The organism is Bacillus sp. AC266 (genome assembly GCF_979253805.1).
Genome location: NZ_CEEDEC010000010.1, coordinates 52,782 through 72,994, shown reverse-complemented (window position 1 = coordinate 72,994; position 20,213 = coordinate 52,782). Strand labels below are relative to the sequence as shown.

The 20,213-nt window shown below is 35.0% G+C and carries 23 protein-coding genes; 5 read left to right on the top strand and 18 right to left on the bottom strand.

What is annotated here, in order from left to right:
• Positions 1-200 precede the first annotated feature (200 nt).
• The 5 genes from AC0IXC_RS27245 to AC0IXC_RS27225 are packed head-to-tail and all read right to left on the bottom strand — an operon-like array spanning position 201 to position 931.
• Positions 201-311, bottom strand: a complete 111-nt coding sequence (locus AC0IXC_RS27245) for a DUF3948 family protein (protein WP_001083697.1) — start codon at positions 309-311, stop codon at positions 201-203.
• A gap of 42 nt (positions 312-353) precedes the next feature.
• Positions 354-461, bottom strand: a complete 108-nt coding sequence (locus tag AC0IXC_RS27240) for a DUF3948 family protein (protein ID WP_000664237.1) — start codon at positions 459-461, stop codon at positions 354-356.
• 44 nt (positions 462-505) lie between these two features.
• Complete coding sequence (locus tag AC0IXC_RS27235; RefSeq protein WP_000654250.1) at positions 506-622, bottom strand: DUF3948 family protein; 117 nt, start codon at positions 620-622, stop codon at positions 506-508.
• 35 nt (positions 623-657) lie between these two features.
• Positions 658-768, bottom strand: a complete 111-nt coding sequence (locus tag AC0IXC_RS27230; RefSeq protein ID WP_001058534.1) for a DUF3948 family protein — start codon at positions 766-768, stop codon at positions 658-660.
• A gap of 43 nt (positions 769-811) precedes the next feature.
• Positions 812-931 carry a DUF3948 family protein gene (locus AC0IXC_RS27225; RefSeq protein ID WP_002009865.1) on the bottom strand — a complete coding sequence of 40 codons (120 nt, stop codon included), beginning with the start codon at positions 929-931 and terminating at the stop codon, positions 812-814.
• A 464-nt stretch (positions 932-1,395) separates the two neighbouring features.
• Between AC0IXC_RS27225 and AC0IXC_RS27220 the strand changes: the two genes are divergently transcribed.
• Positions 1,396-2,268, top strand: coding sequence for a Cof-type HAD-IIB family hydrolase (locus tag AC0IXC_RS27220; protein ID WP_000766416.1), 873 nt, complete (start codon positions 1,396-1,398; stop codon positions 2,266-2,268).
• Positions 2,269-2,450: 182 nt separating this feature from the next.
• Here AC0IXC_RS27220 and AC0IXC_RS27215 read toward each other — a convergent pair whose 3' ends face one another.
• The 5 genes from AC0IXC_RS27215 to AC0IXC_RS27195 all read right to left on the bottom strand — a co-directional run bounded on the left by AC0IXC_RS27215 (position 2,451) and on the right by AC0IXC_RS27195 (position 8,128).
• Positions 2,451-3,416 carry an ABC transporter ATP-binding protein gene (locus tag AC0IXC_RS27215; RefSeq protein WP_471653601.1) on the bottom strand — a complete coding sequence of 322 codons (966 nt, stop codon included), beginning with the start codon at positions 3,414-3,416 and terminating at the stop codon, positions 2,451-2,453.
• Entirely contained in the window at positions 3,413-4,393 is a 981-nt protein-coding gene (locus tag AC0IXC_RS27210) for an ABC transporter ATP-binding protein (RefSeq protein WP_002029422.1), read from the bottom strand. The genes AC0IXC_RS27215 and AC0IXC_RS27210 overlap by 4 nt, the downstream gene beginning before the upstream one ends.
• Before the next feature lie 10 nt (positions 4,394-4,403).
• A complete protein-coding gene (opp4C, locus tag AC0IXC_RS27205; RefSeq protein ID WP_078176781.1) occupies positions 4,404-5,324 on the bottom strand; it encodes an oligopeptide ABC transporter permease in 921 nt (306 codons plus the stop codon).
• Between the two features lie 12 nt (positions 5,325-5,336).
• Complete coding sequence (locus AC0IXC_RS27200; protein WP_061689743.1) at positions 5,337-6,293, bottom strand: ABC transporter permease; 957 nt, start codon at positions 6,291-6,293, stop codon at positions 5,337-5,339.
• Positions 6,294-6,400: 107 nt separating this feature from the next.
• Entirely contained in the window at positions 6,401-8,128 is a 1,728-nt protein-coding gene (locus AC0IXC_RS27195; RefSeq protein ID WP_061689744.1) for an ABC transporter substrate-binding protein, read from the bottom strand.
• 347 nt (positions 8,129-8,475) lie between these two features.
• On the opposite strand from AC0IXC_RS27195, the gene AC0IXC_RS27190 reads away from it, so the two are divergent.
• A complete protein-coding gene (locus AC0IXC_RS27190; protein ID WP_000369259.1) occupies positions 8,476-8,673 on the top strand; it encodes a hypothetical protein in 198 nt (65 codons plus the stop codon).
• Between the two features lie 15 nt (positions 8,674-8,688).
• Here the strand turns inward: AC0IXC_RS27190 and AC0IXC_RS27185 are convergent, their stop codons facing one another.
• From AC0IXC_RS27185 to AC0IXC_RS27155, 7 genes are all read right to left on the bottom strand, one after another.
• A complete protein-coding gene (locus tag AC0IXC_RS27185) occupies positions 8,689-9,834 on the bottom strand; it encodes an ABC transporter permease (protein WP_033708719.1) in 1,146 nt (381 codons plus the stop codon).
• Between the two features lie 11 nt (positions 9,835-9,845).
• Complete coding sequence (locus AC0IXC_RS27180) at positions 9,846-11,042, bottom strand: ABC transporter permease (protein ID WP_471653600.1); 1,197 nt, start codon at positions 11,040-11,042, stop codon at positions 9,846-9,848.
• 15 nt (positions 11,043-11,057) lie between these two features.
• The gene (locus AC0IXC_RS27175; protein ID WP_000960163.1) at positions 11,058-11,990 is read right to left on the bottom strand and encodes an ABC transporter ATP-binding protein; all 933 of its coding nucleotides are present in this window, start codon (positions 11,988-11,990) and stop codon (positions 11,058-11,060) included.
• A gap of 138 nt (positions 11,991-12,128) precedes the next feature.
• Positions 12,129-12,785, bottom strand: coding sequence for a response regulator transcription factor (locus AC0IXC_RS27170; protein ID WP_326997238.1), 657 nt, complete (start codon positions 12,783-12,785; stop codon positions 12,129-12,131).
• Positions 12,782-13,975: a sensor histidine kinase gene (locus AC0IXC_RS27165; protein WP_471653599.1), complete on the bottom strand. Its 1,194-nt coding sequence runs from the start codon at positions 13,973-13,975 to the stop codon at positions 12,782-12,784. The genes AC0IXC_RS27170 and AC0IXC_RS27165 overlap by 4 nt, the downstream gene beginning before the upstream one ends.
• A gap of 153 nt (positions 13,976-14,128) precedes the next feature.
• Positions 14,129-16,015 (bottom strand): ribosomal protection-like ABC-F family protein, encoded by a 1,887-nt coding sequence (abc-f, locus tag AC0IXC_RS27160; RefSeq protein WP_471653598.1) that lies wholly within the window; start codon positions 16,013-16,015, stop codon positions 14,129-14,131.
• Positions 16,016-16,139: 124 nt separating this feature from the next.
• Positions 16,140-16,274 carry an RAxF-45 family protein gene (locus AC0IXC_RS27155; RefSeq protein ID WP_002139888.1) on the bottom strand — a complete coding sequence of 45 codons (135 nt, stop codon included), beginning with the start codon at positions 16,272-16,274 and terminating at the stop codon, positions 16,140-16,142.
• Between the two features lie 420 nt (positions 16,275-16,694).
• On the opposite strand from AC0IXC_RS27155, the gene AC0IXC_RS27150 reads away from it, so the two are divergent.
• Both AC0IXC_RS27150 and AC0IXC_RS27145 read left to right on the top strand, forming a co-directional pair.
• Entirely contained in the window at positions 16,695-16,823 is a 129-nt protein-coding gene (locus tag AC0IXC_RS27150; RefSeq protein WP_002029408.1) for a hypothetical protein, read from the top strand.
• A 135-nt stretch (positions 16,824-16,958) separates the two neighbouring features.
• Positions 16,959-17,753 (top strand): DUF4931 domain-containing protein, encoded by a 795-nt coding sequence (locus tag AC0IXC_RS27145; RefSeq protein ID WP_471653597.1) that lies wholly within the window; start codon positions 16,959-16,961, stop codon positions 17,751-17,753.
• An 11-nt stretch (positions 17,754-17,764) separates the two neighbouring features.
• On the opposite strand, the gene AC0IXC_RS27140 is transcribed toward AC0IXC_RS27145, so the two are convergent.
• Entirely contained in the window at positions 17,765-18,298 is a 534-nt protein-coding gene (locus tag AC0IXC_RS27140) for a transglycosylase SLT domain-containing protein (RefSeq protein ID WP_000713256.1), read from the bottom strand.
• Between the two features lie 248 nt (positions 18,299-18,546).
• Between AC0IXC_RS27140 and AC0IXC_RS27135 the strand changes: the two genes are divergently transcribed.
• A complete protein-coding gene (locus AC0IXC_RS27135; protein ID WP_471653596.1) occupies positions 18,547-20,196 on the top strand; it encodes a DUF2334 domain-containing protein in 1,650 nt (549 codons plus the stop codon).
• The last annotated feature ends 17 nt before the right edge of the window (positions 20,197-20,213 follow it).

The following is a 20,213-nucleotide window of genomic DNA, read 5'->3' as shown; positions in this document are numbered from 1 at the left end:
CTTTAAAATTTTCTATCTTTTCTGTCAAATTCCTCTTTTTTTCTTACATATAAAATTCGACTTTTTTCTCTTTAAAGTAAGGGGAAAATATTAATACTTGAAGGTATATATGAGAGGAAAACAAAAAAGACTCCAACATATTAACTACTTACTAATACGTTAGAGTCTTTATTTTTTTTGAATGATTGTATTTATATTTTTCATACTAATATATTTGCAAGGAATAGAATAAATGATGTTAATATTACCGCTCCGCCTAATGATCCTAATAAATCTGTTTTTGTTACTTGTAACACTTGTTCACTGTTCATATTCCTCATTCTCCTTTCATTTTTTACAATTTAAAACTTTTATTATACTAATACGCTTGATAGAAATACGATTAATGCTGTTAATACTACTGCTCCGCTTGCTGATCCTACGAAGTCACCTTTTGTTACTTGTAATACTTGCTCTTTCATATCTTTCATTCTCCCTTCATTTATCTTTTGTTACAAAACTTCTATTATACTAATACGCTTGATAGAAATACGATTAATGCTGTTAATACTACCGCTCCACTTGCTGACCCTACGAAGTCACCTTTTGTTACTTGTAATACTTGCTCTTTCATATCTTTCATTCTCCCTTCATTTATCTTTTGTTACAAAACTTCTATTATACTAATACGCTTGATAGAAATACGATTAATGCTGTTAATACTACCGCTCCACTTGCTGATCCTACGAAGTCACCTTTTGTTACTTGTAATACTTGCTCGTTGTTCATAATTTTCATTCTCCCTTCTCTTATTTTTGTTACAAAACTTCTATTATACTAATACGCTTGATAGAAATACGATTAATGCTGTTAATACTACTGCTCCGCTTGCTGATCCTAAGAAGTCACCTTTTGTTACGTTTAATACTTGCTCGTTGTTCATATCATTCATTCTCCTTTTTTATAAGTTATCTATATGTAATTACTAAGAAATGATTAGTTCATAGTTTTCATGTTAACGTTACATTGAAATTAATTACGTAACGTTTGTAACACTAATGTAACATAACTATTATTACGTTGCAATATAATTACGTAAATTTTATTACACTTTTTTTACGTTTTTTAAAATTAACACTCAAAAACCTTGTTTTAATGCGTTTTCTACTACAATCATATTTGTAACACTAGTGTAACATTAAGGTCATAAAGCGAAATATAATATTATTCATCTCTATTTTGTTAAAAACCAAAGTGAAACTTTAATCAACGAGAGTTCCATTCCCTACTAATTATTCCCCTCACCAATCGCACTTTTACTAGAAATTAATGCGGGATAAAATACTATCTTTCCAAGATAAGTTTATATGTTTCCTCTATATAACTATGTATAATGGAAACAAAGAGGTGGTCATTTTGAAATTAATCGCACTAGATATGGATGGTACACTACTATCATCTAATCTTGAAATCTCCAAAGAGAACTTACAAGCTATCCAAACCGCAAAAGAGGCTGGTCATATTGTAATGATTTGTTCTGGCCGCGCGAAAGAGGATGCTTTGAAATTATTGGAAGAATATAAACTATCTCTTCCAGTTGGAGCAAGCAATGGGGCAATTGTTTATGTGGACGGAAAAGTAATTAACTCGCGTTGTTTACAAAATGATAAAGTATACAAGCTTGCAAAATTACTAGAATCTGAAGGTTTTCCATATAAGTTGTACACAAATAAAGGGGTTTACTCTCCTTATACATGGCAAGATCAAGTTATGCAGGCATTCGAAGAAAACAAGCATACACTAGATGTTACACTTGAGGAACTTGAAAGAATTACAGAAAAACAAAAGAAATCAAACTTAATTACTGATTTCCAAAAAATCGAAGATGTCGTAAATAATCCAGAATTAGAAATATCTAAATTCTTCATTTTAACATTTAATGCTGCTCATCGTTCACAGCTATTACAAACTTTACAAGAAGATACGGACATTTCAGTTACGGCATCAGCTCCTACTAATGTAGAAATTATGGATAAGCATGGCCATAAAGGCAATGGTTTGCAAGAAATGGCAGCTTATTTCAATATACCAATTGAAGATACTGTTGCAATCGGCGATAACTTTAATGATGTGCCAATGTTACAAGTAGCTGGCTTATCAGTTGCAATGGGAAATGCCGAAGAAGATGTCAAAAAACTATGTGACGTTGTAACATTAACAAACAATGAACATGGTGTTGCTCATGCAATCGAGCAATTTGTATTGAAACAAACTTCATCTAGTAAATAAAGTTCAACTTTAATCAGAGGCGGGGTTCCTCTGATTATTAGTTGAACCAATCGGGCTTTTACGGGCAGTTAATCTCCCACCTAACTTCCCCGCATGTGTCGAATTTTTAGGTGGGAGTCTTACTGCCCGTTAATGCGGGGTAAAAAAAGGACTCTTTCACATTTTGAAAGAGTCCTTTTCTTTTACACATGATGACAAGCAACAAAATGATCTTCACCCACATTACGGAATTCTGGTACATTCGTTTTACAAATATCTGTAGCAACGGGGCAACGTGTATGAAAACGGCAACCTGATGGTGGATTTGCAGGACTTGGAATATCCCCTTCTAGAATAATCCGTTCTCGCTTAACCGTTGGATCCGGTATTGGCACTGCTGATAACAATGCTTTTGTATATGGATGAAGCGGATTCGCAAATAACTCATCACGTGGTGCTGTTTCCACAATAGTTCCTAAATACATAATTCCAATTTTCGTACATAAGTGCTCCACAACACTTAAATCATGTGAAATAAATAAATAGGATAATCCCTTTTTCTCCTGTAATTCACTAAACAAATTAATGATTTGCGCTTGAATAGATACATCTAATGCCGCAACAGGCTCATCAGCTACAATAAATTCTGGATCTAATACCATCGCCCTTGCAATAACGATACGTTGACGTTGCCCACCGGAAAACTCATGAGGGTACCGGTCAATATGATACGGCGCTAAACCACATAACTCCAATACTTCTATCACCTTTGCACGGACATTTTCTTTCGTCGCTAGTCCGTGAGCCAACATTGGCTCACCAAGCGCTTCTCCAATTCTCATTCTTGGATTTAATGAGCTAAATGGATCTTGAAAGACGAGCTGCATATTAGGACGATGCTTTCTCAGCTCTTCTTTTGATAAAGCATGAACATCTTGACCTTTAAATTTCACTTCGCCTTCTGTTTTTTGAACGAGACGGAGAATTGTTTTTCCTATCGTCGTTTTCCCACTTCCGGACTCTCCTACAAGGCCAAACACTTCTCCTTTATCAATTGTAAAGCTTATCCCATCTACCGCTTTCACATGTCCAATCGTTCTACTAAATACGCCGCCCTTAATCGGAAAATACGTTTTTAAGTTCTTCACTTCTAATAATGGTTCACTCATTGCCCAGCACGCTCCTCATATAACCAACAAGCTACTTTATGATCCTCGTCATGCACATTAAGATTTGGCGCTTCATTTTTGCATATTTCCATGCAATGTTCACAGCGACCACTAAAGTAGCAAAACTCATCTAAGCCAACTAAATTTGGAACTTGCCCTGGAATAGAATAAAGTTTATCTGTTCGTTTCCCCATTACTGGTTTTGATTTTAGCAACCCTTGCGTATATGGATGTTTCGGATTTTGAAATATCTCTAGTACCGGTGCCTCTTCAATAACTTTTCCACCATACATAACGACAACATAATCGGCCATTTCTGCTACAACACCTAGATCATGTGTAATTAATAAAATCGATGTTTTAAATTCCTCTTTTACTTGCCTTAGTAAATCTAATATTTGCGCTTGAATCGTAACGTCCAGAGCTGTTGTCGGTTCATCTGCAATTAATAACTTTGGATTACAACTAAGTGCAATAGCAATCATAATACGTTGTAACATACCACCGCTTAATTCGTGCGGATAAGAATGGACAATTTCATCAGCACGAGCAATACCAACTTTACGAATTAATTCAATTGCTTTTTTGTATGCTTCGTTTTTGCTAAGTAGTTCATGCTCTCTTAACGTCTCAACAATTTGCTCTCCAACAGTAAAGACCGGATTAAGTGATGTCATCGGTTCCTGGAAAATCATCGCGATATCATTTCCTCTTAAACTACGAAGTTCTTTCTCTTTCATTCCTAAAAGACTTTTTCCTTCATAAAGAATATCACCACCAACGATGCCGCCAGATTCAGCAATAAGTCCCATAATAGATAAAGCCGTTACACTTTTCCCGCAACCCGATTCGCCTACTACACAAACTGTTTCACCTTCTCGAACTGAAAAGCTAACATGATTGACAGCCTTTACTGTACCTTCTTCTGTCTGAAAGTGCGTTTGTAAATCCTTTAGCTCTACTACTGCTTTACTCATGCTTCCTCACCTACCGCTTCATCTTTGGATCTAATGCATCACGAAGTGCATCGCCAAGTAAATTAATTGATACAACTGTTATAAAGATTGCAAAACCAGGCGGGATCCATAACCACGGACGCTTTTGGAAATCGATTAATGAGTTTGCTGCACTAATCATATTTCCCCACGATGGTGTAGGCGGGACAACGCCAAGTCCTAGGTAACTTAGTGCAGATTCACTTAAAATAGATCCTGCCACACCTAATGTCGCTACAACAATTAATATTGGAAAAACGTTTGGAATTAAATGATGGAGAATTTTACGAGAATCTTTTAATCCCAAGACGTCCGCAGCCTGCATAAATGCTTGCTCCCGCAGCGTTAAAATCTGCCCTCGCACAAGACGAGCAAGTCCTGGCCATCCTACTAAACTTAAAATAATCATTACGACATATAACCGGTATTCTGATGGTAGTTTCCATTCTGATAAAATTGCCCCCATTATAATAAGCAACGGTAATCCTGGAATGGACATTAACACATCTGCAATACGCATAATTAGATGGTCTACAATGCCACGATAAAAACCAGCAATGGCTCCTAACAAAGCACCGAGTATAACAGATAGTAACATCGATGCTAAACCGATTGTTAATGAAATACGTCCTGCTTGCATAAGCCTAGTTAAAATGTCTCGTCCTAATTGGTCTGTTCCGAGCCAATGTGAAAGATTAGGTGGTTTATTAATTTGCGTTACTTGTACTGTCCCCGAAGCATATGGTGAAAAGATTGGACCAATGAAACTAAATAAAAACATAAATATTAAAACGTATAAACCAAACAATGCCATCTTATTTTGCTTTATTTTTTTATAGGCTTGACGCCATGGTGATGATTCGTTTCTTTTTTTCGGTTCTTTCTTTTTCTTTATTGTTGTAATAGTCTCCATATCTTCCCCCCCTTACTTCAGTCGAATTCGTGGATCAACAAGCCCATATACAATATCTGCAAAAAAGTTCGCCATAATTGTTAAACAAGAAAGAAACATCGTAAATGCCATTAATACTGTATAATCACGAAAGTTCAATGCTTCTAATTGAATACTTCCAATCCCTGGCCAGTTAAAGATTTGTTCAATAATAATTGCGCCAGAAAATAAGCCTGGTAATTCAAACGCAAGTAAAGTAATCGCTGGTAAAATTGCATTTTTCAATGCATGCTTATAAATAACTTTTCTTTCTTTCAACCCTTTTGCACGTGCAGTACGAATATAGTCTTGTCTTACAACATCCAACATACCTGTTCTAAAATATCGTGTTAATGACCCTACACCGAGAAGCGTTAAAATAAATACAGGCAGAATCATATGACGTAGTACTTCCAATATGTATGTGATACCTGTCGAATTACTTCCAATATCAATCATGCCGCCAATTGGTAATAAATTTAAATCAACTGCCAATAATTTAATTAAGAACAATCCTATAAAAAATGATGGGAATGACATTGCAGCAAAAACACCAATTGTTACAAGTCTATCAAACCATGAATGCTGTTTTGTTGCTGAAACAACACCAATTATAAGAGCAATAATCCAAGTGAAAAATAAAGCTGCAACTGCAACAATAAATGTATTCCAAATGAACTTATTAAGTAATGATGTTACTGGTTCTTGATATTGTAATGAGAAACCAAAATCACCGTGCAATGCGTTACCTAGCCAGTGAAAGTATCTTTCAATAATCGGCTTATTTAAACCATACAGTTCCCTTAATTCTTGAGCTCTCTCTGGTGTTAACTTTGGATTTGAATCAATATAATCACCTGGCAAGAGTGCAAATAAGAAAAAGATAATAATGGACGTACCAAACAATGTAGGAATCATTTGTAGAAACCTACGAATGATGTATGTTTTCACCTTTTGTCTCCCCAATCCTATTTACTTAAAAATAGAAGAACATTTTTTCAAAGCAGCGTTTATTCCTTGCTGTATGAAAAAATGTCTTCTATTATTTCAGTTAATCTTTATTTTTCAACTGATAGCACTGGTAAGTTAGAACTAATACCATCATATTTTTCTGGATTGATGCCTTGTATACGTGCATTGTGAGCGTAAAGTAGTTTACGATAGTTTAGTAAAATAACCGGTGGATCATCGCTTAACTCTTTATACAGTTCTTTATAAACTGCTTTACGTTTTTCAATATCTGTCGTCTCTATGCCTTTTACAATTAATTCATCAACTTTCGGATTACTATAACCTGTATCACTTTTTGGGTTAGTTGATAAGTAGTCACTTACCACTTCACTTGGATCACTAATTCCTGGTGTTGAAACCGCTGCTAAATCATAGTCACCTTTTCCCACTTTTGAAAGCATCGTATTAAAGTCCATTAGCTCTGGATTTATTTCAACACCGATTGCTTTGTAGCTTTCTTTTGCAATTGGAATAAAGATATCATTTGTTTTTCCTGTATTTGATGCGTAGTATGTTAATTTTAATTTTTGACCATCTTTTTCACGAACCCCGTCAGAACCTACTTTCCAACCAGCTTCATCCAATAATTTTTTAGCCTTTTCTACGTCGTATGGATATTTATTAATTCCTTCTTCCGTATATGCCCACGAAACTGGAGCAATTGGTACGTTAGCAACAGAACCATATCCTTGTAAAGCTGTATCAACATACTTCTTACGATCTAACCCATAAGTAAGTGCTTGGCGGACTTTCTTATCTTTCAAATATGGCTTCTTATTATTCACATAAATATAAGCGATATCACTAGAAGACTCGAGATTAATATTCGCAAAACCTAATCCTTTTAATTGTTCTATATTTTCAGGATTTGCTCTAAATCCACTATAATCCAGTTCACCTGTTTGGAATAATTGGAATCCAGTATCACCTGATGTTATTTTGTAAATAAAGTTTTTGATTTTCGGTTTTCCTGCATAATAATGTTCATTGGCAACAAAGCGAACTTCTTGACCTGGAACATATTTCTCAAATTTATATGGTCCCGCAGCAATTGGTTGCCCATATAATGCTTTTAAATAGTCTAAACTTGTATTTTGTTTATAATCTTTTCCATAATAAGCTTTTGATAACACTGACCCACCTAAAGCAGTTAATGCCTGAGAATTAACTTTTTCAGTTACAATTTTAATTGTTTGTGGATTAACAACTTGAATCCCTTCAATAGAAGTTGCTTTTCCTTCTTTATATTCTTTCCCACCTTTAATGGCATACTGAGCAATATCCACCCCACCTTCATATGCTTTATCATGGAGTAGTGTTAATGTGAATGCTACGTCATCCGCTGTTAAAGGGGAACCATCACTAAACTTTAAATCTTTACGTAAATGGAATGTATATGTTAACTGATCAGCAGAAATATCCCATTTTTCTGCAAGGTCTGGAGCAGGTTTACCTTGTTTGTCTGTTGTTACTAATGATGCAAAAATAACAGACGTTACGTTTCCATCCCAACCATTCTCTTGGAAATATGGTAAGAAAACGCCTCCTGGCTTAGAAATAGCCGTGATAAAAGTGTCCTTCCGCTGATTTGCTTTTTCTGGACTTTTCTTCTTATCTGTAGCTGGAATTGTTTCAATCTTAGAGTCTTTTAAATCCTGTTTTTGCACTGGTTCTGTAGAAGCCGTATCCTCCTGTCCCCCACAAGCAGATAACACAAGCGAACTACTCAGTAATACCGAAAATACACCAGCCCATTTTTTTGTCTTTTTCTTCATTGTCCCCACCCTAACTTTTTTTAATAATTACACCTTATGAACTGCTTGCCTAATGTATGCCTCCCACAGCAACATTTTATAACCAATCGGAAAAGTCGGTTTTAAACGTAAAAAAAGATATTTTTGAGGGGTAACAATCTTATTCCGACCTTTCCGGTAGACTTTATAGTTATTAGCTTATATCTTTCAGTATATTTTGTCAATTATTTCTATATAAATATTTTAAGAATTTTTTAAAAATTATTGATCAATCTTTAATTTAAGTAAGATTAGCAAAAAATTCATTCTATTACCTAATAGCCCCACATAGAATAATAACAATCAACTACCAAAAAGGGGGCGAAAATATGGACAACCTATTCCAATATGTCCTGCACTATGTATTATTAACAATCATGATAGTCGGGGCGTTATTACTATTCCCTTTCTTCCCAAAGTTCGTCCTCTTTTTAGCTTTTTTTATTATGCTCGGGATCGCTATTATAATTTCAACAAGGGAAGATACCACACAAAAAGAAAGCAGAGTTCAGCGCGTAAAGCTGTAACTCTGCTTTCTTTTTTCAGTCATAACGTATTCTTGTTAAACCAATTACGAAAAATACTCCTGCAAATAAAATGAGTATACCAATATATCCTCCTATATCTGCTAATGTACCTCCCCTTACAATTAACTCAGTAAAGCCACGCATCGCCCACGTTTGCGGAACAAAATTTGCCGCCGTTTGCATCCATGAAGGCTCAATTTCAATTGGCCAATAAAGACCACCAATCATACACGTTGAAATTACAACGATATTCCCTAGTGCGGACTGCTGTTCTGTTGTTTTCACGATACTTGCCAATAATAAAGCTAGACCAATAACCGTTAATAGCAATACTGAAACGAGTGTAATAACCCCTAATAAATTTCCCCACTGCACATCAAATAATGAATGCGTTAATATCATTAAAACACCAAATTGAATCCACCCTATTAAAAAGAAGGAAAGGATATATCCTGCTAGTATTTGAACTTTTGAAACTGGTGCCCCTAATAAACGAGACCAAACCCCAAGTTGTCTAGCTTTCAAAATAGTTCCCGTCGCACTTAACATGACAATCATGACGAATAGAATTGAAAAACCTGCCGCTCGACCTGTAACGTTATTTAACTTTTGATCATCGTGTAAAATCAATTCTTTTTGAATCGAAACAGGATCTATTTTTGTATAAATTGTTTCATACATCGTTTCCCACGAAGTGTTACTTTTCTTCTCAAAATCTCTTGCTGCACTAACTTCTATCTCCATCTTTTTTAATGCACTTGCTAATACTTGCTCTACAGAAGTTCCACCCGTAAAATCAGCACTGGCTTGAAATTGAATATTTTCTACTTTTCCATCTAGCATACTCTTTTGAAAATCTTTCGGAATGATGATTATACCAGATGATTTCTTATCTTCGATCCTCTGTGTCCCTTCCCTATACGTTACCTTTTCTATAGAAATTAAATCACTTTTCTTTATTTCCTCATAATACTTGCCAGATAATACAGAACCATCTTTATCTACTAAACTAATATTTACTTTCTCATTCCCACTTCCGCCTAAAAGTCCACCGAAAATGAGTGTAAAAATAATAGGCATTCCAAACATGAGTATATAACTTTGTGGCTTAATTAAAATTTGTTTTAATTCTAGCCAACAAAGCGCCCAAACTTTCTTCATCATTTCCCCTCCTATCTCGTACGTAAACGTAACGTTCCAATCATAACGGAGATAATTCCTGCACTACATAAACTTAAAATGACAGGGAATAGCACATCCCAAGATGTTCCCGACATAATATTTAAAAAGCTCGTAAGTGCCCATTTATTCGGAGCAATATTCGCAACTGTTTGAAGTGTATCGGGAAATACGTAAATCGGTAACATTGATCCTCCTAATATAGCTAGTATTTGAATACCGATTCCCCCCATTAAATCTGCCGTTTTTTCCTCACGAATAAAAGCGGCGATTAACATAGATAAACCAGAAACACAAATTGCATAAGAAATTCCCAACACTACTATTTGAGACACATCTTCGCCCCATTCCACATGAAACATAAAGCGTGTAGCAACTATAAATATTCCAAATTGTATACAGGCAAATAGTAATGTACCTAAAAACTTCCCGAATAAAATTGAAAATGAGCTCGTCGGTGTACTGAACAAACGCGCCAACGTTTCAGTTCGTTGCTCTGTTACAACTGACTTTGCACCTACTGTTATGTTATATAGTAAAAACATGACTAACATTGCTGCTGCATAATATTGCATCGCTGCAACTGTTTTTTTGCCTACCGTTCCTTTTTGGATGTTACCCACACTTGCAGTTGCTATCGTCTGTAGACTTCCACTTACCTCTTTTGCAACTTGTGCTACATCACTCTGCTGAGATTTTGCTAATTCTGTTACAACACTTTTAGTAGATACTGCGACTGTTTGAACACGTTCTGAAAAAGAGCGGATCATTGACTCAGCAATTTTTGCTTGTATATCTTTTGATGGGTCTATAAGCACCTTTGGTTCTTTTAATTTTCCATCTTGTACTTGTTCGCTCCATTTATTTGGGATGACAATTCCTACATCTATGTTCTTTTCCTTTAACATATCTTCAAGCTCTTCCCGAGAGTTAACTACCTTTACTTTCACATCATCTTTTATTTCTTTAGATTGCAATACATCTTTTTGAAAGACATCTGCAAACTCATCCGTTCCCTCTTGATAATAGCCAATTACTGTTTTCGGTAGTCCACCACTCTCAAATACATTACTTAATGCTGAACCTAAAATGGCCGTTAATACAAGTGGCATAATTAACATCATCATAAATCCGCGCCGATCAATTAAACGGATTTTTAAATCTTTCCATGCAATAATGAAACTTCTCATCTCGTACTAACCCCCTTAATCACGAAGTGAACGTCCTGTTAATTGTAAAAAAAGTGCCTCTAAATTCGGTTCTTTTACTTCCAGTTTTAAAATTTGAGCTTTGTTTTCAACAACTTCTGAAACAACTATGCCAATTGCCTCGCCACCATTTAGTCCAATATCAATCGTGCTACTATCTTCGTCAAAAATAATCCGCTCAACAACAGGTAGTGCCTTCAACTTTTGTAGCAGTTCCGTACTGTAGCGATTTAATTGCAATTTCACCATAAACCCATCTGTTAGACGATTACATAGCTCTCTTTTCGTTCCTAGTGCAATTACCTTTCCATGATCAACGATGGCAATTCGCTCACATAAATACTCAACTTCTTCCATGTAATGACTCGTATAAATGACCGTCATACCTTTTTCATTTAACTTTTTAACAGTCTCTAAAATATGATTTCTCGATTGCGGATCAATCCCGACTGTCGGTTCATCCATAATTAATAACTCTGGTTCGTGCATAAGTGCTGCACCAATATTAATACGCCTTTTCATTCCACCTGAAAATGTTTCAATTTTATCTTTTCCCCGATCCTGTAAACCGACGTAAGCTAACACTTCCTCTGCCCGCTCTTTTGCAACTTTTCCATTTAAACCGTACATCTTTCCCCAGAAGATTAAATTTTCCTTTGCTGAAAGTGTCGGATACAGCGCAATGTCTTGCGGGACAATACCGATTTTCTTTTTCGCTTCTAATGGATACTCTTTTACAGATTTCCCACCAACTTTTATATCACCACTATCGTATGGAATTAACCCGCAAATCATTGATATCGTCGTTGATTTCCCCGCTCCGTTTGGTCCAAGCAATCCAAATGTTTCACCTTTTTTCACTTCAAAAGAAACATTCTTTACGATTTCCTTCTTGCCAAATGATTTCGTAATATGATCTATGACTAACATATTGATTCAGCCCCTTTGTATTCATCTACACTTTCATTGTAGAAAAATTTCTTCTTCTCTCCATCACCCTTAAGATAGAAATACAAAATAAAAAAGCAGCAAATTCCGCTGCTTTTTCACACTTATATATGCCAAAAGTCATGTGTATGTCGTAACACCATACCTTACTGCGTATATTGCTGCTTGTGTTCGATCTCTCAGTTCTAGCTTACTAATCAAATTAGAAACATGATTCTTAACAGTTCCCTCTGTAATAAATAGCTTTTCGGCAATCTCTTTATTATTTAACCCCAGTCCAATTGCTCTTAAAACATCTACTTCTCGCTCAGTTAATTGTTTTAGTTGTTCTGGTGTGTTACACTCTACTGCCACTTTCGTCTTTTTTAATTCCTCTATAATTTGCGCTGTTATATCCTGAGGAAGCACAACCCCGCCACTATGCACCGTTAAAATTGCTTGCGCGATTGCATCTGTCTCCATATCCTTCAATAAATAACCACTCGCTCCTTGCTCTAATGCCTCAAAAATAAGCTCACTATCACTAAAAGTTGTTAACATAAGAACCTTTATATAAGGAAACTTTTCTCTAACTAAACGAGTTCCTTCAACACCATTCATACGAGGCATCCGAATATCCATCAAAATAATTTCAGGCTGTAATTGTTTCACCTTTTGTACGACTTCATCCCCATCACTAGCCGTCCCTACCACTTCCAGTTCCGGACGTAAATTTAATATCATTGCCAGTCCATCACGAATCAGTGATTGATCATCAACAATCATAATTCGAATCATAACGCTCCCCCTATTACCCATGTTTTTTCTCGGAGTGGAAATTCGATTTTTAGGCGAAAACCTTTTTCTATTTCACTCTCAAATTGAATGATTCCACCATGCTCCTCTACACGTTCTTTCATATTAAGTAAGCCAAATCCAGGGCTTACTTCATTGACTCCCATACCATTATCCAAAATACATAACTTAACTTGTTCCACTGAACAAACTAAACTTACTTCGCATAAACTAGCTTTTCCGTGACGTTTTGCATTCGTTAAAGACTCTTGCATAATACGAAGCAACGTAGGCTGTAGTGACAACGGAATCAAAACCGGATCTCCTTGTAATTGAAAAGATACTTGTACTTTCGTCACTTTAGAATATCCATGTAACATTTCACGCATATTCTCTATTATGTTCCCTAGTTTACTTTCCTCTTTTAAGGCATGCACAGAAGCTCTCACTTCTTGAAGTGATTTTCTAGCTAACCCATGGCATGTATGTAAAACCTCTTCTGTAGCGTCCGATTTTTGTTTCCATAAAACCTCCGCCAGTTGTAACTGAACAAGTAATGCTGTCATATTATGACCAACAGTATCATGAATTTCTCGGGCAATATCATTTCGCTCCCGAACAGCTGTCAATTCTTCTACCTCTTTTGCATATAGACGTAATTGCTCATGTGCTTCTTTTAAAGCTGTATGAGATAATGCTAATTCCCCATATTGCTCATCTACCATTTGCCGAGCAGCTGTAAGTTTTTTTATTAAGTTTCCAGCTAAAGCACTGAAAATGATAAACATAAAGTTAATTGCATTACTCTCCAATTCCAGACTATCTGTATGTTGATACGTATGTAGTATATTTATAAACCAACAAAGAAAGAAAAAAGCGATAAAAAAATAAGTCATCCTTTTACGCCAATCATGAATAAATAATCCTACCGCATCAATTCCAAATATAATTAAATACACACATGTCTCGGGAAATAAAAAACCTAATAACGCTGTGACAATACCGTTTGTGAGCAAGGTATAAAAAACAAGTTTCCTACTCCCTTTTGCTTTTACAAGCAAAATATGATTCACAATATAAATAAAAAGTGCAATACCGACAAAAATTTGTAAATTTTCTGTTTCACGTGAAACATGATTTGCGTAAACTAAGCAAATCATGACGATTGTAGCAATCCGCGCATATCCTAACATAAAATTCTCCCCACGTTTTAGTGACCTAAAGTTCATTCTATTATCACAGCAGCAAGAAAATTATACCAATTTTTCTACTTTCATTATACTAAAAAGAGCAAGCCCTCCCCCAAAATATGAGGAAACAACTTGCTCTTTTTCATTCTATTTTTTTTACTCCACAATATTCTCTAACTCATTATATAACTCCGCTCGTAAAAACTCTTTTTTCGTTTTTTCTTCATATAATTGTTCAAGCATTTCAACATCAACTACATTTTCCATTTTACATTCGAGTGCATATATATCTTCTTCTATATGCATTAACTCGTTTTCAACTGCCTCTAAATCCCTAGACTTCTTCTTTTTTATAGGCATTACTTCTAACGCTTTATTCCCTTGCTGTTGCTGCTTCTGTTTTACTACTTGTTTCTCAATTCTTTCTTCCCACTTTTGACGAGCCCATGCATAGTTCCCTGCAAACTCAAATAATTTGTGCTCATCAATCCAATATGTCTTTTCAAACAATTTATTTAAGAAATAACGATCATGTGAAACAGCTAAAATCGTCCCGTTATATTGTTCAAGGGCCTCCTCTAAAACTTCCCTTGATTCAATATCAAGATGATTCGTCGGTTCATCTAAAATAAGAAAGTTAACATCTTGATACATAAGTTGCGCGAGCCTTAACCTCATTTTTTCTCCACCGCTAAGTTGTGTTACTTTCTTAAAAACAGCTGGACCATAAAATAAGAAACGAGCTAATATATGTCTTGCTTCTCCCTCTGTTACAGCCACGCAATCTCTGAAAGCTTCCAATACATTGTTCTTCATATTCCCGTACGCATGTTGCGATAAATAACCGATTTTCACACTACTACCAATCCGAATTTCTCCAGCATCTTGCTGCATTTCTTTTAGTAATAGTTTTAATAACGTAGTCTTTCCTGTACCATTACGTCCAACGATAGCTGCGCGCTCCTGAAAACGAATATGCAAATTTACTTTCTCGAATAAAGATCGTTCATCAAATCCTTTACTCACTTCTTTCATTACAACAACATCTTTCCCGCTTCTCTCTTGCCCTTCAAACTGAAGTCCCATCTGTTTTCTATCCAAAATGGGTCTCTTTAGTTTCTCTATGCGCTCTAATGCACGTTCCATATTTCTGGCTCTCTTATGCAATCCTTCATTCGGCGGATTCGCTTGATTTGCCCATTCACGTAGACGCTTAATTGCTTCTTTCATTTTCTTTATTTTCTTTTGCTGTTCTTGATACGCTTGAAATTCTTGAAGCAGCCTTTCTTCCTTTTCCTCAACAAACTGTGAATAGTTCGTATGATATACGTGAATTTCTCCATCTTCTAAATCAAAAATTTTCGTTACAACTTCATCAAGGAAATAGCGATCATGCGAAATGACCATAACTGTTCCTGTATATTCTTTTAGAAATTGCTCTAACCACTCGACTGCAAATAAGTCCAAATGATTTGTTGGTTCATCTAACAAAAGTAGATCTGGTTTCTGCAATAGCATATACGCAAGACTTACTTTTGTTTGTTCTCCACCACTTAACTCCATAAATGATCGGGGAAATAGTTCCGTCACCTGTAGACCATTTGCTACCTTCATAATATTCGCTTCTATTTCATAGCCACCGAGAAACGCGTATCTTTCTTGAATTACTCCGTATCTCTCCATCAATTTTTGTAAAGCAGATGCTTCCTGTTCTTCCGCCATATTTTTTTCTAAAGCATGCATTTCTATCTCCAACTCTTTTTCCTTTTTAAAAGCGGAGCTTAATACATCATATACATTCATTTCATTATTAAATTTTGGAATTTGTGCTACATGACCAATGCGCGTACCTTTCTTCACATGAATAGCTCCCGCATCCAAACCCTCAATTCCTGTTAAAAGCTGAAAGATAGTTGTCTTCCCACTACCGTTACGACCAACTAATCCAATACGTTCTCCATTCTTTATTTCAAGCGATATATTTTCAAATATGATGTTTCCACCAAAAGATTTCTTTACATTATTTACACTACAAATTGTCATTTTCCGTACTCCTTTCAATATAAAAAACCATGGGAAAGAAACATTCCCCATGGTTTTTGTCATAGAAAAAGGAAGCCAAATAGCTCCCTTTTCACACGTTTATCAAAAATGGGTGAAGAGACTTCTATCGTTCAATAGCTACTATGCAATTGTTAAAAAAGGGCATACGTATCCCGTTAACAACTACATCATGAAAAATCGCACGACAAATATAGATATAATCTAAAAATTTTGCGCGCGTAGCTAAAGAACATTTCATCTCATTCACTCCTTTCGTACGGAATTTAATACTTACTTCTTTATTATACTTCCCCGATTTATGTTTGAATAGTCATTTTTCTGAAAATAATAAAGATAGACTAAACATTTCAATAAGTGACATCAAATCTTACAAAACTGTTATGTTCACGTAATGGAAAGCGATAGTACGAAAAGATACCTCCCTATACAATAAAGATGTAAACAAGAGAGACAAAAACAAGGAGGAAACAATCATGATGAAAGAAATCGTAAAAGCAATCTTTGAGGTATTAGTGAACGGACAAGCAGTTGTAAAAGAACTAAACGAACTATAAAAGGGAGGAAAGAACTATGATGAACATGGTAAAAATGATCTTACATGCTTTAGTTGATGCGAAAGCAGTTAGCCAAGAATTAAACCAACAATAAAAAGGGGTATATGAATATGAAGAAAGCCATTATTGTAATCGCAAGTACAGCAATTGCCTTATACACAATAAAAAATAGAAAAAAGAAACAAAATGAAAATGCTCTATATTATCCATACACACTATTAAAGAAAAAATAAAAGACAAGGTACCCTATTGCAATGAGGATATCTTGTCTTTTATTTTTCCCTATTCCCTTTAAAGGATTTCCTTCTCCTTTTCCCGAATGTATTAAGCGGGATTTTTACATATATTTTAAAGGGGCATATATACAAATGGATACACAACAACTATATTTTTTAAACGATATCGGTAAACAAAAACCAGAAAGTATTCGGAACAGAGACACTGCATGTCCTTTTTGTGACAGAGAAAATTTAACGGATATTTTAGCAACTGAGGGCTCTATTATTTGGTTAAAAAATAAATTCCCTACATTACAGGATACCTTTCAAACCGTGCTAATCGAAACAGATAATTGCGAAGACCATATCGCAACATATACAGAAAAACATATGAGAAAACTAATTCGCTTCTCTATTCTCCATTGGTTAAACTTACAGGAAAATGAAGAATTCACTTCTGTGATTTTATACAAAAATCATGGTCCATTTTCAGGCGGAAGTTTGCATCATGCACATATGCAAATTATCGGAATGAAACATGTAGACTATCTTGAAAATATTGAGGAAGCAAATTTCCAAGGGGTAATTGTTCAAAAAAATGAACGCATTGAACTCAACATTTCAGAGCGTCCTATTATTGGCTTTACTGAATTTAACATAGTCATTGAAGATATTGCATTTATAGATGAAATGGCAAATTATATTCAGCAAACTGTACGTTACATACTGACAGATTTCCATAAAGGATGTAGTAGTTATAACTTATTCTTCTATCATCTAAATGGAAAAATCATTTGTAAAGTTGTTCCTAGGTTTGTCGTTTCACCGTTGTATGTAGGATATAAAATACCACAAGTTTCTACAAAACTAGAAGATGTGAAAATACAACTAGCGCAGTATTTCATGAAGCACGAAGACAAAATTATTCACAAAAAAACAGAGTAGGTATAGAAAACCTACTCTTTGATTACACCTTTATTTCGATAGTATACATCCTCTAATCCGATGTTATACTTCATATTGTTATCCGTCCACTCTGGTCCTAAATTCCCTGGCCATCCAGATGTATTCGCTATATATTTCAGTAATGCAAAATCAGTCAAACCTTTTTGCACCCCGCGCTTATAACCTTTCATTAAATGCGGCATTGCAATTTGCGCATTTGTACGTGGATCTTTCAGCTCTTCATCAGTTAAATGATCTGGCGCAAGCCCACCACCGCGGTGTAATTGAAACAATCCGAATGAAGTTCCGTTATCTCCAACACTTCTTGGATTTAACCTACTTTCGTGTTCGGCAATTGTAAGAGGTATCCATTCCGGAAGGTTTACTTTCTTTGCTTCCTCTATAATGATTTGTTTCATCTGTTTTGCTTCTTCTGAATCAACATAGCTTGTCTCATTCATTAGCTTACCCATTCCTTCAGACTTTCCTTGGAAATATAAATACACTCCAAGAACAACTAAAAATCCTACAAAGAATTTCTTCACTACCTCTACCTCTTTCTCCGCTGAAATTTGTCCCCTTTCAGCCTTTCTTTTACAATTACCAACACTCTATCATTCTCTTACCTTTCAATCATAGCAAATTACTATACATATTATCATCATGCTTTAGACCGATTTTGCGAAAAAACATATGGTAAATACGTGCAAAAATGTAACTTACATGGACTATAACTTATTTCTTGTATATAATTGTAAATTGAATTCCATATATAGAATAGGAGCATAAATAAATGAAAAGAACTCTACTAATCTTTTTCAGCATTTTACTACTCATTCCTATACATACCTCTGCACAAACATCACCAAAATCAAAAATACTCGTTTTGTATAGTACAGAAGACAACAAAATTACAAACAATGTACAAATCCTTAATACTCAGTTAGGGCACTTTACAAAAGATATAACAGTAAAAAGCTTAAAGGAAATAAAGGAAAGTACTAAATCATCTTCTTATACACATATTGTTTATATCGGAGAGAAAAAAGAAGATTTTTCTATTGCAGCAAAACAATTTCTAGAAAACTTCTCAGGTCCCATATTAGTTTTAGGACAAAATGTTGAACAATTATCTAATCGTTTTTCTTTCATTACCTCGAAAGAAACCGATATACGAATTCACACTATAGAATATCCGACTAACCAGTTAAAAAATGAATTACATGAAGAACGCTTAATGAAGAAAATTGAAACAAAAGGAACAACTCTTGCTTACGCCTTGAGTGCTGATGGAACTCATCCGTTAATCATTCAGCAAGGAACATCCTATTATGTTGCAACTCCAAACCTTTTCGATTGGATGTCTCATTACGTCGGTGAAATGTTATTTTCTTATTTCGGACAAAAACCTGAAACAAATAAAACTTCAGCTTATTTACGTCTTGAAGACGTTCATCCAGCTGTAGATGTAAAGCAATTAAAAGAAATCGCTGAATTACTAAAAGAGAAAAAGCTCCCTTATATGATTACCGTTATCCCTGTTTACAAAGATCCAGACACAGGAAAAACAGTACATTTAAAGGATAACTCTGAATTAATCGATGTTTTACACTTTATGCAAGATAATGGTGGCTCTATCGTTATGCATGGTTACACACATCAGTTTTATGATAGTGAAACTGGCGAAGGTTTTGAATTTTGGGATGTAAAAACAGATCAACCAATTCGCCAACCAAACCATGAAAAATCAAAAACAAAAAAAGATTTTCAGTCTACAGAAGACTATAATAAATACGTAAAAAACGGGAAAGCCTTCGAAGAAAAATATATTAAAGATCATATTGAAAAAGGGATTACAGAGCTTGTAGAAGCGAAATTATATCCAGTTGCCTTTGAAGCTCCGCACTATACAATGTCTCAAAAAGGATATGAAATACTATCACAATATTTTTCAACTTATGTAGGACAAATACAACTAAACGATACAACTTGGAAATCAATGCACTCACCAGCTTATATAAGTACACCGTCATTTTTGCATGGGATGAAATTAATTCCTGAAACTGTTGGCTTTATTGAAGAAGGGAAGCCACAAGCTATAGCAAAAATGAAAGAACGTGCTTTATCTATCACTAAACTATCTGATGGAATTATCGGTGCATTTTATCATCCTTACTTGGGCGTTGAACCATTAAAAGAAGTATTAAAAGAACTAGAAAGTATTCCAAACATAGAGTGGATTGATTTACAAAAAGACATGAATGAAGTAAAAATGAAAGATATTCATATTACTACTAATAAAGAAGGCATTCACGTTGAAAAACCAACAAGTGCGAATGACATAATTGATTATATAAAACAATATGGGTTCTTCCTTATAATTGGGTTCATTATAATTGTCTTTCTTTTATTATTAAGACGTGCGAAAAAATTAGAGTCATAAAAAAACACCAAGCGAGA

What these genes read in the sequence shown, in the direction of transcription:
- AC0IXC_RS27230 (WP_001058534.1), bottom strand. Translation starts at nt 768, where the DNA reads ATGAACAACGAGCAAGTATTACAAGTAACAAAAGGTGACTTCGTAGGA.
- AC0IXC_RS27225 (WP_002009865.1), bottom strand. Translation starts at nt 931, where the DNA reads ATGAATGATATGAACAACGAGCAAGTATTAAACGTAACAAAAGGTGAC.
- AC0IXC_RS27190 (WP_000369259.1), top strand. Translation starts at nt 8,476, where the DNA reads ATGGACAACCTATTCCAATATGTCCTGCACTATGTATTATTAACAATC.
- opp4C (WP_078176781.1), bottom strand. Translation starts at nt 5,324, where the DNA reads ATGGAGACTATTACAACAATAAAGAAAAAGAAAGAACCGAAAAAAAGA.
- AC0IXC_RS27210 (WP_002029422.1), bottom strand. Translation starts at nt 4,393, where the DNA reads ATGAGTAAAGCAGTAGTAGAGCTAAAGGATTTACAAACGCACTTTCAG.
- AC0IXC_RS27145 (WP_471653597.1), top strand. Translation starts at nt 16,959, where the DNA reads ATGGATACACAACAACTATATTTTTTAAACGATATCGGTAAACAAAAA.
- AC0IXC_RS27135 (WP_471653596.1), top strand. Translation starts at nt 18,547, where the DNA reads ATGAAAAGAACTCTACTAATCTTTTTCAGCATTTTACTACTCATTCCT.
- AC0IXC_RS27165 (WP_471653599.1), bottom strand. Translation starts at nt 13,975, where the DNA reads ATGTTAGGATATGCGCGGATTGCTACAATCGTCATGATTTGCTTAGTT.
- AC0IXC_RS27180 (WP_471653600.1), bottom strand. Translation starts at nt 11,042, where the DNA reads ATGAGAAGTTTCATTATTGCATGGAAAGATTTAAAAATCCGTTTAATT.
- AC0IXC_RS27195 (WP_061689744.1), bottom strand. Translation starts at nt 8,128, where the DNA reads ATGAAGAAAAAGACAAAAAAATGGGCTGGTGTATTTTCGGTATTACTG.
- AC0IXC_RS27240 (WP_000664237.1), bottom strand. Translation starts at nt 461, where the DNA reads ATGAAAGAGCAAGTATTACAAGTAACAAAAGGTGACTTCGTAGGATCA.
- abc-f (WP_471653598.1), bottom strand. Translation starts at nt 16,015, where the DNA reads ATGACAATTTGTAGTGTAAATAATGTAAAGAAATCTTTTGGTGGAAAC.
- AC0IXC_RS27245 (WP_001083697.1), bottom strand. Translation starts at nt 311, where the DNA reads ATGAACAGTGAACAAGTGTTACAAGTAACAAAAACAGATTTATTAGGA.
- AC0IXC_RS27155 (WP_002139888.1), bottom strand. Translation starts at nt 16,274, where the DNA reads ATGAAATGTTCTTTAGCTACGCGCGCAAAATTTTTAGATTATATCTAT.
- AC0IXC_RS27170 (WP_326997238.1), bottom strand. Translation starts at nt 12,785, where the DNA reads ATGATTCGAATTATGATTGTTGATGATCAATCACTGATTCGTGATGGA.
- AC0IXC_RS27235 (WP_000654250.1), bottom strand. Translation starts at nt 622, where the DNA reads ATGAAAGATATGAAAGAGCAAGTATTACAAGTAACAAAAGGTGACTTC.
- AC0IXC_RS27175 (WP_000960163.1), bottom strand. Translation starts at nt 11,990, where the DNA reads ATGTTAGTCATAGATCATATTACGAAATCATTTGGCAAGAAGGAAATC.
- AC0IXC_RS27150 (WP_002029408.1), top strand. Translation starts at nt 16,695, where the DNA reads ATGAATATGAAGAAAGCCATTATTGTAATCGCAAGTACAGCAATTGCC.
- AC0IXC_RS27215 (WP_471653601.1), bottom strand. Translation starts at nt 3,416, where the DNA reads ATGAGTGAACCATTATTAGAAGTGAAGAACTTAAAAACGTATTTTCCG.
- AC0IXC_RS27185 (WP_033708719.1), bottom strand. Translation starts at nt 9,834, where the DNA reads ATGAAGAAAGTTTGGGCGCTTTGTTGGCTAGAATTAAAACAAATTTTA.